This window comes from Pseudobdellovibrionaceae bacterium, from assembly GCA_019637875.1.
Classification (GTDB): domain Bacteria; phylum Bdellovibrionota; class Bdellovibrionia; order Bdellovibrionales; family Bdellovibrionaceae; genus JAHBUW01.
On sequence record JAHBUW010000001.1, the window covers coordinates 154506 to 172214 of the forward strand.

Below are 17709 nucleotides of genomic sequence, written 5' to 3' on the forward strand. Positions count from 1 at the left end.
CGCGACCGGTAAAGTCCAGGCTGGTCCAGGACTCGATCAGGATTGGCTTTGCCGGCTGTCCTCGCGGCGCTTACGACGCTCGCGATCGAAGCTTTTCGTCGAGACGTAGACGAGTTTCTCGACTTTCGAGACGGCGACTCCATCTTGGTCGAGCCATTCGGCGCCCTTGGTGAACTCATATTTTCCGTGACGGGCGACCTCATCTTGAATGAGCGCGATCTCGTCGTCGGAGTATTCAAACACGAGCCGCAGACGCCCGCGCCCGGGTTTCAGGAAGCGAATCGATCCCGCCTTGTCCCAGACGATGTAATCGTTCCCGAGAATCTTGATCAGCATCACCATCAGGAAAGGGTCGGTCGCCGAGAACTGACTGCCGCCGAAAATGGTGCCGACGTAGTTGTAAGTCCATATGTTCAACTTCAGGCGCAATTCCACACGTCGCCAGTTGGCGGCAATGAAGGTGATCTTGCCGCCCGTGCCCAAGAACATGGGGTACCAGTTCATTAAAATACGAAAAATTTTGGTGCGTATGCTTTCTTTCATGGAACTCCCCCATTGATTTTGATAGAGATGACGCACACCTGTCCACCTTGTTGACGACGGAGCGAAGAGCCATGAGCCGTATGCACATTCTCAAATTGCTGGCCGGATTTCGCCGATTCCAACTCAAGAACTTCGTCGGCGAAGACTCTCGATACGCCCGTTTGGCCCGCGGACAGGTCCCCAAAACTCTGATCATCGGTTGCAGCGACTCACGCGTCGACCCCGCGCTGATGACATCGGCCTCTCCGGGCGAGCTGTTCGTCGTCCGCAACGTCGCCAACATGGTCCCGCCCCTTGAAAGTTCGAAGAACGGTTTCCACGGGGTCAGTGCGGCGATCGAGTTCGCGGTTCTGCACCTCAAAGTCGAAAATATCCTGATCATCGGCCACCGTCAGTGCGGCGGGATCGCGGCGCTGATGTCGTCGGACCGCCCGAAAGAGGGTTTCATCCGTCAGTGGGTTTCCATCGCCGAGGACGCGAAAAAGCGGGTCCTGACTAAATACCCTGAGGCCGACATGGACACCCTTTGTCGTCACTGCGAAAAAGAGGCGATCGTGGACTCGATTCGTAATCTGCGCACCTTCCCCTTCGTCGCCGAAGCCGAGAAAGAGCGCGGTCTGCTGATCCTGGGGATCTATTTCGATCTCGAGGTCGGCGAACTTCTGGAGTACGACGAGAAACGCAACGAATTTGCCCACGTCAGCATCGCGGGGGTCGATTGGCCTCGGCCCTAAAGAACCTTGTGGGTCGCGACTTCATTCGCGACGTGGCCCGCGCACTGGAAACACAAGATCGAAAATTCGATGCGCGCGCGTTCATACGTGATTGCGACGGCGGCGACTGGGATCGCCTGGAGCTGAAGGCCCGCACGCGGCGGGTGGCGACTCAATTGGGTCATCACGTCCCCGGGGCGTTTCCCGCACAGCTCGGGAAAATTCTGAAAGTCGCCGGAAACTTCTCGGGCCTGGCGGCGTTGACCTTTCCGGAATATGTCGAGCAGTTCGGCCTGAAATTCCCGGAGCTCTCGTTGCCCGCGCTCAAAGAGCTGACCGTGTACTCGACGAGCGAGTTCGGTATTCGCCCCTTCCTGCGCGAGGACCTTTCGGGCACGCTCAAAGTCATGAAGACGTGGGCGCGCGATCCGGACGAACGCGTGCGGCGTCTGGCGAGCGAGGGGTGCCGCCCGCGTCTGCCGTGGTCGTTTCCTTTGAAAGATCTCATGCGCGATCCCGCTCCGGTGCTCCCGATTCTGGAAAGACTTAAGGATGACGAATCACTTTTCGTTCGTAAAAGCGTCGCGAATCATCTGAATGACATCTCGAAAGATCATCCCGAGCTCGTCCTGCGGTTGGCGAAAGAGTGGATCGGGCAAAGCGCGCGGACGGATTGGATTTTAAAACACGCGCTGCGGACACTTCTAAAAAAGGGCGATCAGCGCGCGCTGAAACTTTTCGGCGTCGCGGTTGCGAAGAACGTCGAAGTGCGTGATCTGAAGTTCACGGCGAAAGCCTTTCGCATCGGCGGGCGGGTCGAATTTAGCTTCGCGCTCGTGAATGAAGCTCGGTCCGAGCAGAACCTGCGCTTGGAATACGCGATTCACTACGTGAAAAAAACGAAGGGCCCCTCAAAAAAGGTCTTCAAGATCTCGGAAAGACCCTTTGCTCCCGGCCCTCACGCGTTGAAGCGGTCGCACTCGCTTCGTCAGATGACGACGCGTGAACATCTGCCGGGCCGCCACGAGCTGGAGGTCATCGTGAACGGCGTGACCCTCGCGCGCGGCAGCTTTCAAATCAAAAATTAAAGGCGTGCGCCGCTGCGCGCTTCCGTGATGCAGATCACGGGAGTTTCGCGTTGGGGCTCGCGACGTTTGCGGCCGCGACTCAGGGCTTCGCGTGCGCGCGCGATTTCGTGCAGCAAATACGAGAACGGCGGGAAATTGCCATCGCGTTCGATGATGACGCTCAAGGGCTGTTCGGTGCGCACCGCGAGTTCTTCGAGAAGCCCGAAAACGGGCTCCGAGATATCGTGATGGTGATCGTCATTGAGGTGCCGCCCGTCGGAATCCTCTAGCCACTGTCCACCACTCAGGTGCACGCCGCGAACCAAGGCGAGCGGGTAGGCCAGCAAATGCTCGAGCGGATCTTCGTCACGGTTGACGGCGTGGGCGTAAATATCTTGCAGATCCAAAAGCAGGTCCGCGCCGTTCGTTACGCAAAGCTGATGCATCTCGCGCGGCGAGAAAGTCGGAGCGGCGGTTTCCAGATCGGGGGCGCGACCCAAACGTTCGCACAGAAGATCCAGGTTCGCCTGCGTGGTCTGGAAATCGGCGATGCGTCCGGTGGGGTCGACCAGCCGTTCGCTCCATTCACAGGAGCCCAGGCGATCCAGGATGCGGCGCAAACGCTCCATGCGCAGCTCATCCAAGGGATCCAGCGAAGAGAGTCCCAAGGTCGTTCCGTGCAGAACGGTGGGCAGCTCGCGCATCAAACTGATCAGGCCATGGGTTTTCGTGGTCGGGGCAAGGACATACTCATCCAGCGCGACTTCGATCAGATCGATCTTGTCGGCATTCAATAGGATATGACTCGAAATTTCGCGGCGCCAAGCCAGCCCGACGCGATCGTTCAATCGCATCGGCCGGACCCTCCGCGGTCCCTGAGATCGTTCATCTGTCCTCCGTGACAGTCATGAAAATCTTAGGGCGAGTCTTTCCGCGGGGGCAATACCGAATCGTGAATTTATTCGGATTTTGGTGCTGAATCTTCGCGCTTTGACACGAACCATGAAATCACGATGGAAGATCCGATCAATGATACGATAATGGCGAGCGACCAGCTGATGGGAAATTTGCCTCCAAAAGCGTCATTCAAATAGACCATCTTCAATCCAACGAAGATGAGCACCGCCGCAAGGCCGTATTTGATCAAAGAGAAGCGCTCCATCACTCCCGACAGCATGAAGTACATCGAACGCAAGCCTAAGATCGCGAAAATATTCGATGTGAAAACGATGAGGGGCTCATCGGTCAGTGCGAAAATCGCGGGCACCGAGTCGACGGCGAAGAGGATGTCGGAAAGCTCCAAGAAAACGAGCGCCACAAAAAGGGGAGTGGCGTGCAGGACGCCATTGATGCGTGTGAAGAAGTGTTCGCCTTCGATTTTGGGGTGAATACGCATGAACTTCCGAAGCAGTTTCAGCGCCCAGTTTTTCTCGGGCTCCATCATGTCATCGTTCGAGAAGAACATCTTGAAGCCGGTGAAGATGAGGAGCGCGCCGAAGAACAGCACGACCGCGTGGTACGCCATCAAATAAGTTCCGAGGGCGATGAAGATCGCGCGGAAAATCAGGGCGCCTAAAATTCCGTAGAAAAGAATCCGGTGTTGGTAGATCCGCGGGATTCCGAAGTAACCGAAAACGACCGCGAAGACGAAGATGTTATCGACCGCGAGGGATTTTTCGACGACGAATCCCGTCAGGAACTCCATCGCGACCCTCCAGGCGGCGCCATCGGGATCGCCCTGAACGAGTCCCATGATCCGTTCGTCCGTCGAGAAGGTTTGTTTGGCGTAGAGATAGAAAAGGAAATTGAAGACGAGCGCCAAGCTGATCCAGATGGCGGTCCATGCCGAAGCTTCTTTGAACGAGACTTCGTGGGCATGTTTGTGGAAGACGCCCAAATCCAACGCGAGGACCGCGAGGACGAAAACGATAAATGCGGCGTAGAACCACCAGTACTCGGCGAACGGGAAAAACAGATCCACAATTACTCCTTAAATAGTCGAGCCGAGATCGGGATCGGCCCTAAACCGGCAGTATCCCGGATTTCGGGCATCTTCCGCAATTTGATAAAAAACCTGAAGTCCTTCAGTTTAAGTGAAGTCAGCGCACTTCGAATCGCACTTGGTCTACGGCCACGCCTTTGCGATCCTTCAGTTCCAAACGATGGCGCCCCCGCGCGAGGGACCACAGGACGGTCTCGCGGGCCATGCTGAGGGGCTTGCGATTTAAAAACAGGCGGTAACCCGGTTGCGGATTCTCGATTTCGATCGGTAGCTTCTGCAGGCCGCGCGGGATTTCGGGATCAAGGCCGACCAGCATACCCGCGGCGGGATAACGAATGCGTGACAGTCCACGGCGGGGGAGCGCCTCGGCCCGGGGCAGATATCGGGGCGCGCGCGTCGGTTGAGGATGGGGATGCAGGGCCAGCATGAGGTCGCGCCAGATCGGGGCCGCGCCGCTCATGCCGCTGACGTTCCACATGGGGTCGCCGTTGAAGTTTCCGATCCAGACGCCGACCGTGTATTCGGGCGTCCAACCGATGCACCAGTTGTCGCGCATATCTTTACTGGTGCCGGTTTTGACGGCCACGGGAAAGGGCAGGCTCAAAAGACTGTCCATCCCGAAGGTGAAGCGGCGGTATTCGGGCGCTCCGAGCGAGTCGTAGAGCATCTCGCGGGTTTCGGGTTTGAAGATTTCATTTTCGGTCGCGAACTGCCGGTACGCGTGGGTGAGCTCCCACAACGTGACGTCCACCGCGCCCAGCGCGAGACTGGGGCCGTAGTAGTCGTCGTCCTCGAGATCCTGAAAGCCGAGTTCGCGCATTTTATCCAGGACGCGCGTTTCGCCGACCAGTTTCAGCGCACGCACGGCAGGCACGTTCATCGAAGAGCCCAGGGCTTCACCCGCGCTGACGGGGCCGCGAAACACATTGTCGTAGTTGCGAGGATGGTACACGCGACCCATCGAGATCGCGATGTCCGCCGGGCTGTCATCCAAAAGCGAATCGGGGGCGAGCAGATTCAGATCGTACGCCAGACCGTAAACGATGGGTTTGATCGTCGAGCCGGCTTGGCGCCGCGTTTGGATCCCGTCAACTTGCGGCGCGCTGGCCATACCGGGACCGCCGTTCGCCGCGTAGGCCACGACGCGGCCGGTACGGGTTTCCAAGATGAGCACGGCACCGTCGTTCACATTTTGTCGGCGCAAAAACCGCATCTGTTCGCGCAGGGCGTGCAGCGCCAGTTCCTGCATCTTCAGGTCGAGAGAGGTCTGAATCAGATTCGTGCCCCAACCGTTTTCGACGAACCTTTCGGAAAGCACGGGGACGACTTCGCGTTTGCGCGCGATCGCGTAGGGCCGCGCGAAACTTTTTTGCGCGAGTTCGATCACGGGCGCGCAGTCGTCACGCTCGAGAATGCGGCAGGCGCGCTGGCCCACGAGCTCGGGCTTTGCGTTCGGGGCGCGGATCAGCGCGATCAACAATGCGGCTTCCTCGCGGAAAAGCCCGGCGGGCGTTTTCGCGAAATAACCTTGGCTCGCGGCGGGAAGGCCCACGAGTTCACCGCGGAAAGGGACCAGGTTGACGTAAGCTTCGAGGATTTCGTCTTTTTGCCAAGAGCCGTCGAGCTTCAAGGCCTCGATCATCTGCGTGAACTTGCGACCCAGATCTCGTCGCGAGTTGTCTTTTCCTTTTCCGGAGCGGGTGCCACTCAACAACCCCGTGAGCTGCATGCTCAATGTACTGGCGCCGCGATGGGCATGACCGCGCAACATCTGCCAACCGGCGTGGCCGACGGCCAAGGGGTCGACGCCGAAGTGGCGGTAGAAGCGTTGATCTTCGACCTGAACCAGCAGTTCGCGGAAGGCGGGCGAGACTTCGTGCCATGCAACCCAGCCCAGGCTACGCCGATCGCGCGCGGTGCGGATCGATTCCATGGGGCGGCCCTGGCGATCGACGATCCAGGCGTCCGACGGACGGTGATCGGCGCGCACCTGCGCGAAGTCGGGCGGGGACGTAGTCCCCAGCCAAATTGCCGCGGCACTGATGGCGACGACGGATAGGACCGTCATCGTGATCAGGCGTCTGGAGTTAAGGAGTGACGGTCCAAACCGCATTCGGTGCCTCGGCAAAGGTTTCGGGAGCGTACATCGCTTCAACCCGGGTGGGCGGAAGTTGGAAACTTCCGGCCGAGTTCAAGCGCACGCGGTAGCTGACACGGTATTTTCCCTTCGGCAGATAGGCCGCGTAAGAAATGAAGTCGCCGAAGGGTTTTTCGGAAAACTCGGCGGGCCACTCTTGAACGCGTCCATCGTCTTTTTTCACGACGTCACGATCGAGCAGCGCCGACCCGCCCTCAAGGCCGGTGCCCAAATGCGAAGCGCCGGCGGGAATCGCGTCGCGAATCACGGCCAGGCCTGGTCGGCGCTGGCCGTGATGACGAGCTCGATATTGGCGACGTCGCCGACGCGCCAGTGGCCCGCTTTCGCTTGCGAAACCAGGTCACCTTACGTGTGACTGAGTAGCCGAGTTCGAGGGGCGCTTTCAACGGGCGCGCGGCCAGGATCTCGAAATGGATCCAGGGTTTGCCTTCGCCTTGGTGCTCGAATTTCGCGGCCACTTCCTTCTGCAGCGATTCCTTCGGCCAAGCGAGGAGTTGTTTCTCGCCGGCGGGATTTTTCTTCCAGTCGACCGAGGCTTTCACATCGCCCGCGGCGATAAGGGTTTCGCCCGCCGGTTTGACGCTTTCGAATTTGGCGCTGAATTCCCGCAGGTAAGTTACGCCCCAGGCGTTCGCGAGCGTCGTATCCCAGGTCCCGCGTTTCAGGCGCGCGGTTACTCCGCGAGCCATGCGACCGATGTCCTCGTTCCACGAGGGGTCGGCCAAGGCCGCGCCGAAAACGGAAAGGGCCTGCTGATCGTCCGTGGTGAACAGACGCCAAGCGGCTTCCCAGGGAAGTTGTCCCTGCAGATTCATCAACGAGCCTTGGAAATTCATGCGCGCGCGCAGAAGCGTCGACGATTTCTTTTTCAGATCGTCGCGATTCGCGATGCCGGCCTCACGGCCCAGCAGGCGGTCCCAAGCGGCCAGGGTTTCGGTCTGCCACAGATTCGGCGTGATCTCGACGGTCGACATCATGTCTTTCGAGAATTTGCCCGCGCGCGAAAGCGTGTCGATGGAAAGCACACGCTGTTCATTGCGGTAGCTGTCCGCGACCAAACCGTCCCACCAGCTGCGGCAGGAATACTGACCTTGCACGGCCATTTTCAGACCTTCGGTCATTTTATCAAGCGACTCTTCGGGGAACTTCACGCCGTTCGCCAGGAAGATGTTGATGACGTGGCGGGTGAGCGCTTCCGATCCGCAGAGCGAAGTCGGGAAGAACTTCAAAAGCCCGTGCGCGTCCTGGTACGCGGGGAGCATGCCGACGATGCGGTCGATGTCCGCGCGATCCTCGAGGGCGACCGCTTTGGACGCTTGTTGCTCCAGGCAGGTGTAAGGATAGTCCTGCATATACGCCTTCACGCCGGCGAGGCCCGTAACGAGCGTCGAGCGCGCCGAGACCGACAGCCCCCCTTTGTTCGCGAGGTTATCGGCGGGTTGGCGGACGGGGATCGTGTGCGACTTCTCGAGCTGGAAGAGCGTCGCCTGCTGCACGCGGACGGGGACCGCGGGGCTGACTTTCACCTTCGCGATCATCACGTCTTCGGCGCCCGAAGCGGCGTCGCGCGCTTCGATGCGGAAATTGATCGCGGTCAGATTCACCGGGACCTTCAGCGGAAGGTTCACGGTCTTCGCTTCGCTGGGCTTCAGCTCGACGGGCGCGAGCGCGGGCAGCGCTCCCAATTCCGGAGCCGAGACCTTCACGTCGACCTTCATCGCCTTCGCCGTGGTATTGCGCACGGTGAAGACGTTGCCGATGTCGTCGCCTTCGCGGACGAGCGGCGCAAAACCCGAATAGATGATCAGATCCTTCGTCGATTCGACGGTGGCCGCGCCATCGCCGAACAGATTCGAGCCACCGGTCGCCAGCGCGACGATACGGAAGCTCGTCAGCGAGTCGTTCAGCGGGATGGTCGCTTGCGCACGACCGTCACGGTCCAACTTCACGCTCGCGGCCCAGTGTAGCATGGGATCGAAAAGCTCGCGGGGATCGGCGGCGGTTCCGCCACCGCCACCGGCGGGGCGGGCCTTCGCGCCGAAGTGGCGACGCCCGATGACCTGGTTTTGTCCCGAGCTCGTGTCCACCGCGAGGCCGCGCTCGCCCATCATGTTTTCGAGGAATTTCCAGCTCGTGTTCGGCTTCAGTCGCAACAGCGCCTCGTCCACCGCGATCAACGCGACTTCCGAACCGGCGGGAAGTTTTTGACCGTTCGCCGCTTTCACTTCGATCGAGACTTGAACCTTTTCACGGACGCGGTAGCGCTTCTTGTCGGTTTTCACGGCCACGTCCAGGCGGTGATCCTTCCAGCCGACTTTCAATTTCACCAGACCCATCTTCAAAGCCGGGCGCGCCAGATCCAGCAGCGCCGTCGGTTTGGGGTCGGCGACGCGTCCGCGCACCAGCAGCACCGAAACATAGACATTCGGCGCATAGTGGCCTTTCAGCGGAACCTCGATCGCCGGATCGTCACGTTTCACCTCGGTAACGAAGGCGTCCAGAACACCCTCACGTTCGACGGTGACCAAAGCGGTCGCCGAGGCGAACGGGGTGCGGACGACCAAACGCGCTTTTTCGCCGGGCTCGTAGGCATTCTGTTCCGGCAAAAGATCGATCCGGTCACTGTCGCTAGGCGTGTACCAGGTGTCCTCGCCGGCGGCGCGGACGTGCATGTTCACGCGGGCGTAGGTGACGCGTCCTTTCTCGTCCTGCGTTTTCGCCTGCAAGATCACCGAGCCCGCGGGCAAGGATTGCGGCTGGCAGGTGAAGCGGCCGTGAGCGTCGGTTTTCCCTTCGCAGACTTGGCCCAAGGATTTGATTTCGTTTTTCGAGTCGAAGGAATAGAAGCCGCCGACCAGACGTTTGCGGTGCGTGTACGAGGTGTGGGTGAACGCTTCGACGGTATAGGCGCGACCGGCTTGCGGTTTACCAAGGTTCGTGGTGACGACGCCCGCCACATTGGCCTTACCCGCTTCGGCGTACCAGCTGTCGCTGCGCAGACCGATGACGAACTCCGAGGGAAAGATCGGCGCGCTGGTCGCGACGGTTTTGGTTTCACCGTTCGGATCCATGAATTCCATTTCGACGCTGAGAAGCTGAACCTTCTGGACGGCGGGAAGTTTATCCAGCGTGGCCAGCCGTCCGCCGTTTTTATCCAGCGTGACGTCCAGGGTCTTCAAGAAGGCTTCCTGTTCGTTGGAGCCGCGATCCTCGGATTGCAGCCCGGGTTTCACCGGGGGAGAGAAAAAGCTGTAGTCGGTGCCGCCGGGAACGTCGGGTTCGAAGTAACCCGACTGCATGGACGCGCGGACTTTCACTTTCAGATCGGAAGCGGGGCCGCCCGACAGATAAGCGGCCGAGAGATCCACTTTCACGCTCGGGGGCGTGATCAGCGGAGTGCCCTGGATGCTCGCGGTCGCTTTCATCAAAGGCAGACGGTATTTGCTGACGACGAAGCTTCCGGTTTGTTCGGCCGAGTAGTCGAAGGGATCGGACTCGTCGCCCTCTTCGCGTTGGGGCATCTTATCGCGGTTTGACAGGTAAATGGCGTAGGTTCCGAGCTGCGCTTGTTTCGGCAACGTGAAAGAGTTCACGGCCGCGCCGGTCGAGGCGTTGAACTCGAACGGCAGGGTGTAGACGGTATTGCTGCCCTGGTGCACGACGAGCACCCGCTTCGGCAGACGCGAGTTCGTCATCATCGCGAAGCCGTTCATCCGGTACTCGCGCAGGATGTGCTTCATGTTCACCTTGTCGCCGGGCTGGGCGACCATGCGGTCGAGCAGCGTGTGCAGGCGCATCGGTCCCCAGTTCTCGCGCAGATATTCGGTGGAAACATTGAAGCGGTAGCTTTCGATGCCTTCCGTCCAACGGCTGCTCGCGAACGAGAGATCGTCGCCCTTCTGCGCGAAGGCGTAGACCGGGCATTTGCGGTAATCCATGTCTTCGCCGCCGAACTCGCAGGGGTACTTCACGTCAGAGACGCTGAAGAGGCCCGACGCATTCGTCGTTCCATGCGCCAGGGTTTTACCGGCGGTCGTGATGATCGAGACTTTCGCGCCCGCGACGGGACGACCATCGCTGAGCTGCGTGACCCAGATGACCGACGATTCGCGACCCTTTTTGAAGTGGACGCCCATGTCGGTGACGAGCGCGGCGCTGGCGACGTACATATCGCCGGCTTTTCCCAGCAGGGCGGCGCCCAACTTCGGGCTACGCAATTCCACGACGTGCAGTCCGGGTTTCTTGAGCGGAATGCCGATCAGCTCGAACTCGCGTTCACCCAAAGGCTTCGGTAGCTGGAAGGCTTGGCCTTTTTTGCCTTCGAAGATCGAAACGCCGCGTTTGTCGTCCTCGCCGGATTTGGTTTGGACGCGATTGTACCACTCGATGATTTCGGTGGCCTTCGTCAGATTCAGGCTGCGTCCATCGGTGAAGGTCTGCGAGGCCGAAAGATTCTTTTCGACGTTGCGGACGCTGACGGGAAGGATCGGGTCGGCCTTCATCTCGAGAATCCCGAAGGGCGCGGCGAACTTGATGAGCGGCGAGTATTCGTCGGTGGCGACATCAAGCGGGAATTTGTTCTGATTCGTCAGCGGACGCCCCAGATCGTCTTTCAGATTGCGGGGCAAGAAGACTTGGAATTTGGTCTTTTCGGGAAAGGGACCTTTGAAAGTGATGTAGCGGGTGTCGCGACGCTCGCGGCTTTTGTTGAACTCTTCGGGAGTCCAAGTGCGGCCGCCGCTTGCGACCAGCTTGATCGCCTTCAGCTGATCGATGGGCAGACTGCGCGACAGGTCCACGCTCATGTTCAGGATCGGGTTACAGGGACGGCTGGGTTCCGTGCGTTCGCACGAAAACGTCGCCTTGAAGCTGTCGATCACCTCAAAACGGTGGGTCTGCTCTTCCTGCACGGCCAGGCCCGAGCGGCTGCGAATGCCCTTCGTCCAATGGAGTGCGACTTTACCGCCGTCGGGGAATTTGCGCTGCGAACCGATGACCAGAAAGCTTTTGAGTTCGGGAATCGAAGCGAGGGGCTTTTTCGTCGCCTTGATCAAGCGCTCGAACGCGTTCCACTCCCATTCATTTTCGATCGCCGCTTGCAGAACGATGTCGCGATCCTTGCCGGTGATGAGTTTCACGGGCACGCGGTTCGCGGTGCCGTCGATTTCGAAATAAGCGCCTTTCGCGAGGCTTGCGGGATCGATTTCACCGTCCATTTGAATCACGAAGTACTGCGTGGGCTCGATCTCGCCGTAGCGGGGGTAGAACGCTTTGATCGCGGGACCCGAGGTCGAAAAGTTGTAGACGCCGGCGGCGACCGCCTGGCCTTTCAGATCTTTGAGGTTGGCGGTGGCCTTGAATTCGCAGCTCACGCCCGCGGGGACGGTCTTGTCGAAGTCCACGACCCAGTTGCGCGAATCCGCCCAGCGGGTGGTGGATTTGGGCGCGGGGCCTTTGCATTCCATGGCGAACGGCGTGAGTTTGAACTTCGGATCGCCCATGGGCACCATGTCGGTGCTGAAACGAACGGTCACCTGCTGCGCGGATTTGACCGAGCCGGTGGGATTGAAGCTTTGAACGTTAGGAGTCTGCGCGAAGGCCGCCGTGTTATGAACAATCAGGGCGGCGATCAGGGAAACGAATCTCATGGATGACCTCGTTGCGGTTGGATTCGCCGAAAACGCTATTCGACGAACCTACCGAAGTCATCGCAGGAGTGTGTTTAGAGAATCTGACCGTGAGCGACGAGAGTCGGCTGTTGGTTCTCTTGAGCGTCGAAGCCTTTCACGGTTTCGTCGATCCAAGTGGCCATGGCGGGAACCGAGGTATAAACGCCCAGGTTCGAGCACTGACGGTCGCCGAAGCTGGTCACGCCCGCGAGGATCAGGCCGGTGCCGGCGCTGTTCGCGAGATAAGCAGGTCCGCCCGAGTCACCCGAGCAAGCCGAGCGGCCTTCGCTGACTTCGTACGAGAATTGGGCGGGGTTGTACTTCGACTTCAGGATTTTGACGTCGATCCGGCGCAGCTCTTCCGCTTGTTTCGCGACGGGGGGAGCCTGGGTCAGGCCGTAACCCGCCAGGATCAGCTCGGTGCCTTCTTGCAGCTGGGCTTCATCACGGAGCATGGTCGCGGGAACGTAACCTTCCGGAGCATCTTCCGACAATTGCAGCACGGCGATATCGGGGATGGCGGTTTGTTCGTTGGCGCCGATCAGCGCGTCCAGACGGAACTCGGGGTGAACCAGCGCGTTCTTCAACGCGACGAATTTCACGCTCTCTTCGGTCGAAACGACGGTCTTTTTCAGACCGAAGGCCACGCGAAGGTGGGGAATCATGTCCGAAACTTCCATGCCGGTGCTTTGCGCGACGGCCAGCAGGCAGTGACCCGCCGTGGTCAGGATCCGTTTCTCGATCAGGGTCGCGGTACAGAACTGCACGACGCGATCACCTTGAGGGAACTTCAAGTAAAGAGCGGCGGTGGAACGGGAAACGACGTCGCTCTCTTCGACGGCGCTCCCGTTGACGATTCCCTGTCCGTCCATGAGTTCCGAGTTCACGGAACTGAGGTTCGGAGCCTGACCGCAAGCGATCAGCGAGATCGTCGCAAGAGTCCCCAGTGTCAATTGCAGACCACGGACTGATTTTTGTTTGAGAGTTGTCTGTGTTTTCAAATTGCCCCCCGGCTTTCACTGGTTCGTCTGAGGGGGCTTCTGTTCTGTCGAGCGCGGAAACACAAATCGAAGCTTTTTATCTCGCTCATAACTCCCGAAGTTCAGACCTCTTTTTGCCGGAAAGACAGGCGCAGCGCGGATCTCCAGGCAGCGCCTTTTTTCCCGACGGCGAGCAGCTCAACGTCTTGAATTAGTTTAGCAATCAAGAATCGGAAGATGTCGCCCGTGCACTGGAGCTCCGCTTCAGGTCTCGCAAAGCCTTCCTTCAGATTGAAATTTTTATCTGGTTCCACTTTGTGACTTTTTTCCTCGGTGGGAGGGCCGCGTCTTGCGGATGAATTCAGCAAATCACGAATTCGTGGCAGTGAAGGTGACGATTTCAAATGTGTGAGGCGACAGGTTATCCCGCGAACTCGACTGTTCTTTTCTTTAGATTGTATGTAGATTCAGGGGGTGAATCCGCGCATGAAAACCAAAAGAAAATCGATCCGTGTTCGTTCAGAATCCTCTCTCAATCCTTTGGGAGAGTTTCTGGCGAAATCCCGGGGAAAAAAAGGGTTAACCCTTGCTGAGGTGGCCGAGGCCATTGGACTGAAAAGCGGTCAATCGGTCTGGGACTGGGAAAATGGCAAAGGATCCGGCATTCCGGCCTCGACACTTCTCCGCTTGGTGAAGCTTTATGGTGTGAGCCCTGACGAAGCCTATCGTCTGCTTCTCGATTTTCACCAGACGCGGGTGGAACGCAAAATCTCTCAGAAGTTCCAGGCCGCCAAGGCGGAGCTGGCCGGTCGCCGCCGCTAGGGGAGCCTCCGGGGCCGGTACCCTTTTGAAAAGACATCCCTCTTGTCTATATTCCCGACGCGCTCACCTCGAAAAATCGACGTGATCTCGAATTTATTCGTTCCCGGCGACCCCCGAGCTTTACCAAACGTTAAAGGGGGGCGCGGTTGTTTCGCGCCCGAAGCCAATGGTACAAACCCGGGGTTTGCACTTCATAAGGGAGGCTTCTTTGCGCGCACCGCAACTGATGATGTCCGGCTTGATGGTTTTGGCTTTGGCCGCGTGTTCAAACGATAAAGGGGACGGCGACAAAAAAGCTCAACCCCAAACTCCGGAAGAGGCCCTGCAAAGCCTGCCGGAATACCACCGCACCGCTTTTGAAAACTGGAAGAATCAAGTCGCGAAGTCCTGCGGGGCCGCGGACGCCCTCGGTCTTTCGAATGGCGGCGGCTCCATGGAGATCGGCATCGACGCGAAAGCGATCCTGGCGCGCAACGCGGGCTCGCTTGCGTTCACCAACGCCGAAGGCACGTTGTTCCTGACCGGCTTCAATAGCCTGAACGGGCAAGCGACCACCGAAACGGAAGCCAGCTCGGAAGTCGACGGCGTGTCGACCGTCGTGAAGGGCAGCACCAAACGTTCGGGTTCGTATTGCGAAGTCTATATTTACGGTCAAAAAGTTTACGAGACGACCCTGGCCCGCAGCTTTGTCGTGGGCGCCGAGCTTCGCGCCGACAAAAAAACCGCGGCGGTGAACACCCGCGCGCGCGTCGAGAACGTCGGCTCCATCGGTTCGGCGATCGCGTACGAGACCGGCGTCAGCGAAGCGCTGACCGAAGCGATGAAGCCCACCGCACCCTTGCGCGACGCTTTTGCTCGCGCCCTCGGTTTGACGGAGGATCTCGGTCCGCGTTTGCTGCAACTGAGTCCCTATCCGCAAGTGACTTTCGCGACCAAACTGCAAGGTGAGGTCTCGTCGGTGTGGACGCTCGGCGATTCGCGCTCGCTGGTGGCGAGCCGTGCGGTCCTGGGCAGCCTGTTCGCCGGTCAGAACCGCACGGTTTCGGTGAACTTACTGGTGAAACTTCCCGTCATGAAGTTCGCGGACGTTGAAAACGTCGCGGACAAGTCGAGCTTCAATGCGAACGCGCATCTGCTGCAAGAACGCAACGGTGCGGGCACGACGCTGCGTCTGGAACAAATGACCCTCGGTGGTCGCAAGGCCTTCAACGCCGAGGAGGCCCACGCCTGCTTGAACGAACGTCTGTCGGCGATCTTGGCGCCGCCGCAAGGGAAGAACGAAATTTCGCCCTCGCTGGGTGAAGCCGTCGGCCCTTGCCGTCTGCTGAACGCGGACCTGGAAGAAACGATGTACACTTCGGGTTTGATGAAGGATCTGCTGGCCACCGTCTATGCGGGCGTGCAGCCTTCGCCGGTCTTCCGTCACAACGGTTGGGAGTCGGTGCTTTCGCGTCTGGTGAAAGAGAACCTCGATGCGGGTCAAGACCTGGTCCGCGCCCTGGATCCCCAGAACCTCACGCGCGTGATTCCGCTTCTGCAGTCTTCCACCAGCGTCATTCGTGGCGAGCTGGGTCGCCTGCAAAACGGCGCGGCCTTGAAGACCTCGCTCGACGACATGGCGATCGGCTGGGCCCTCATCGGCCAGCAGGTCGAAATGAGCCGCATCGGTCACATCATCTATTCGGCGGATATCTCGGCGAATCCGTACCTGGTTTCGACGCAGCGGATGCTGGGTGATTTGTCGCGCGAACCCTATGCGCGCGACGCCGAGCTGCAGTTCGCGTTGACCATGGCTCCCGAGTACAAGGCGGAAGGCACCCAGGCCCTCGCGCTGGCGAAAGAACTCGACGAAAAACATTTCGAACGCGAGATCTTCAACCAGGTGATCCAAAAGCGCATCGCGCTGACGGATCTGCAAAGTTATACCCGCGCCCTCAATGTGGCGAAGACCGAGCTTGCGAAGTATCCGAACCTGGCGCCCCTGAAGTCGCAGTTGGCTTCGTTGACGACGACCTGGTTGAAAAATGGCGCGTTCACCGCGGGCGAAATCCCGTCGGTATACCAAGCGGTCAGCAACGTGATCGACGCTTTCCCGGCCAGCACGGCCGAAATGCTGAAGAGCTTCGATGCCGGTGGCAGCGAGGCGCGCTCGGCCTTGGCCTACGCACGCGAGCTGAACGCCGAGTTGAAGGCGCAATCCTTGAAGATCGCCGAAGACGCGAAAGCCGCTGGCCACGCTCAGTGGGGCGCGGAATTCCTGAACTCGATCCTGCAACGTCGTCCCGCTCCCGCGCAGATCCGCGCGTGGTCGTCGATGTGGTCGAGCATCAACGCGTTCGTCGCGCGCGAGACCCAGCGTCTGGCGGGCGAATCGGCGATCGGTGCCGAGTGGCGCCGTAAAGCGATCATCGAGCGCGCGATCAAGGAAACTTGGACCGAACTTGAATTCAACGGCTTGGAAGCGATCGCTCAGGTCGCGATCTATAAAACGATGTGCGAACGTCATAAAGACGTCGCGTCGCAAGTGGACTGCGCGGGCGGATCGCTCTTCAGCAAAGAGTCGAAGAAATTCTTCGATCCCGCCTTCCAGAACCGCTACACCGGATTGGCGGCGGATCTGCGCGGCGCGATTTCGCAGATGTCGGATTTCAAATGGGTGTCGATCAAAGGCGAACTGCTGCGCGAATTCTTCGGCAGCTTCGAGCCGATGTGGTCGCGTTGCGATAATGCGGCTTTCGCGCAGCGCTCGACCGAGTTGAAACTGACGCTCAATCAGGCTTTGTCGGAAACCGATAGTTTCCGCCGCTTCGATCACGAGCGCCGTATTCGTGAACTGGTTCGCAATTGCAACTGATCGCCTCGGCGCTCGCGCAACCGACCTGGGTCCGCAACGTTCGTGACGTCGCGGGCCGCGGGACCGAAGCTTGGTTCGCCTCTTTACCGAATTTGCTGGAAGCCCTCCGTGAAAACTGGGGGCTTTCGTCTTTGGCGGTCCGTCCGGGCCTGACTTACGGTTTGATTTTGTACGCCGAGCATCGTGGTCGCCCGGCCATCCTGAAGATTTTCGCGCCGGGAATGCCCTTTGCGGCCGAAGTCGCCTGGTACCGGGCGCAAGCGGCGGGCGTCCCCGAGGTCTGGGGCGTGGATGAAGCCCGCGGAGCGATTCTTCTAGAGTGCGTGCGACCGGGAACGGAAGTCGCCGAACTTGCGGACGATGTCGCGAACTTCACCATGGCGGCGGCGATTCGCGCGCTGGGCCAGGCACGTGAGTCGGACTTTCCTTTCAAACCCGTAACTGAACTCGCTTCGGCCCTCAATACGTTGGACGGGCGCGTGCCCGAAACGTTGCTGACCCGTGCGTGTGAAATTTTCCGCGGCCGTGGCGAGGGCGATCACGTTCTGCACGGGGACCTTCATCATCACAACGTCCTTCTTGCGAGTGAGGGTTCATTCCGCGTGATCGACCCCCATGGTTACCGTGGACCGCGCGCATTCGAGGTCGGATGTCTGTTCCACAACCCCGTGGGCTGGCGACCGGCGAACTTGTCTTCGGCGCTTGCCCGGCGGGTCGACATCATGACGTCGGAGCTGCCGTTCACACGTGACGAAATCCTGGATTGGGCCTTCGCCTACACGCTGATGTCCGTGGCTTGGAGTGCCGAGGACGGTCGCGAAATTCCCCCGTGGGACTTCGAGGTCGCACGGCTTCTGGATCGGCTTTAATTCGCCCGCATCCGGACTTGCCGTGAGCGGAG

At 59.5% G+C, this 17709-nt stretch carries 13 protein-coding genes; 5 read left to right on the top strand and 8 right to left on the bottom strand.

Translation table 11 applies throughout. The annotated features are described in order from the left end of the window. Nucleotides 1-36: 36 nt before the first annotated feature. Complete coding sequence (locus KF767_00850) at nt 37-543, bottom strand: DUF4442 domain-containing protein (protein ID MBX3016406.1); 507 nt, start codon at nt 541-543, stop codon at nt 37-39. Between the two features lie 71 nt (nt 544-614). Here KF767_00850 and KF767_00855 point away from each other — a divergent pair, with 71 nt between their 5' ends. Both KF767_00855 and KF767_00860 read left to right on the top strand, forming a co-directional pair. After that, complete coding sequence (locus KF767_00855) at nt 615-1277, top strand: carbonic anhydrase (protein ID MBX3016407.1); 663 nt, start codon at nt 615-617, stop codon at nt 1275-1277. Continuing rightward, nucleotides 1262-2344, top strand: a complete 1083-nt coding sequence (locus KF767_00860) for a DNA alkylation repair protein (GenBank protein MBX3016408.1) — start codon at nt 1262-1264, stop codon at nt 2342-2344. The genes KF767_00855 and KF767_00860 overlap by 16 nt, the downstream gene beginning before the upstream one ends. Here KF767_00860 and KF767_00865 read toward each other — a convergent pair. The 7 genes from KF767_00865 to KF767_00895 form a co-directional block, all read right to left on the bottom strand. Next, entirely contained in the window at nt 2341-3177 is an 837-nt protein-coding gene (locus tag KF767_00865; GenBank protein MBX3016409.1) for a DUF692 family protein, read from the bottom strand. The two genes, KF767_00860 and KF767_00865, sit on opposite strands and share 4 nt — an antisense overlap. Nucleotides 3178-3281: 104 nt before the next feature. Then, entirely contained in the window at nt 3282-4298 is a 1017-nt protein-coding gene (locus tag KF767_00870; GenBank protein MBX3016410.1) for a TerC family protein, read from the bottom strand. Nucleotides 4299-4422: 124 nt separating this feature from the next. Further along, nucleotides 4423-6393 (bottom strand): transglycosylase domain-containing protein, encoded by a 1971-nt coding sequence (locus tag KF767_00875; GenBank protein ID MBX3016411.1) that lies wholly within the window; start codon nt 6391-6393, stop codon nt 4423-4425. 19 nt (nt 6394-6412) lie between these two features. Continuing rightward, nucleotides 6413-6730: a hypothetical protein gene (locus KF767_00880; protein ID MBX3016412.1), complete on the bottom strand. Its 318-nt coding sequence runs from the start codon at nt 6728-6730 to the stop codon at nt 6413-6415. Beyond that, nucleotides 6678-12131: a hypothetical protein gene (locus tag KF767_00885; protein MBX3016413.1), complete on the bottom strand. Its 5454-nt coding sequence runs from the start codon at nt 12129-12131 to the stop codon at nt 6678-6680. The genes KF767_00880 and KF767_00885 overlap by 53 nt, the downstream gene beginning before the upstream one ends. Before the next feature lie 74 nt (nt 12132-12205). Next, on the bottom strand, nt 12206-13153 hold the full coding sequence (locus KF767_00890) for a trypsin-like serine protease (GenBank protein ID MBX3016414.1): 948 nt from the start codon (nt 13151-13153) through the stop codon (nt 12206-12208). Nucleotides 13154-13254: 101 nt separating this feature from the next. Then, the gene (locus KF767_00895; protein ID MBX3016415.1) at nt 13255-13446 is read right to left on the bottom strand and encodes a hypothetical protein; all 192 of its coding nucleotides are present in this window, start codon (nt 13444-13446) and stop codon (nt 13255-13257) included. Nucleotides 13447-13618: 172 nt separating this feature from the next. Between KF767_00895 and KF767_00900 the strand changes: the two genes are divergently transcribed. The 3 genes from KF767_00900 to KF767_00910 all read left to right on the top strand — a co-directional run bounded on the left by KF767_00900 (nt 13619) and on the right by KF767_00910 (nt 17677). Further along, nucleotides 13619-13954: a helix-turn-helix domain-containing protein gene (locus KF767_00900; protein ID MBX3016416.1), complete on the top strand. Its 336-nt coding sequence runs from the start codon at nt 13619-13621 to the stop codon at nt 13952-13954. 208 nt (nt 13955-14162) lie between these two features. Then, nucleotides 14163-16808, top strand: coding sequence for a hypothetical protein (locus KF767_00905; protein ID MBX3016417.1), 2646 nt, complete (start codon nt 14163-14165; stop codon nt 16806-16808). After that, entirely contained in the window at nt 16799-17677 is an 879-nt protein-coding gene (locus tag KF767_00910; protein MBX3016418.1) for a hypothetical protein, read from the top strand. Before KF767_00905 ends, KF767_00910 begins: the two co-directional genes overlap by 10 nt. Nucleotides 17678-17709 lie beyond the last annotated feature (32 nt).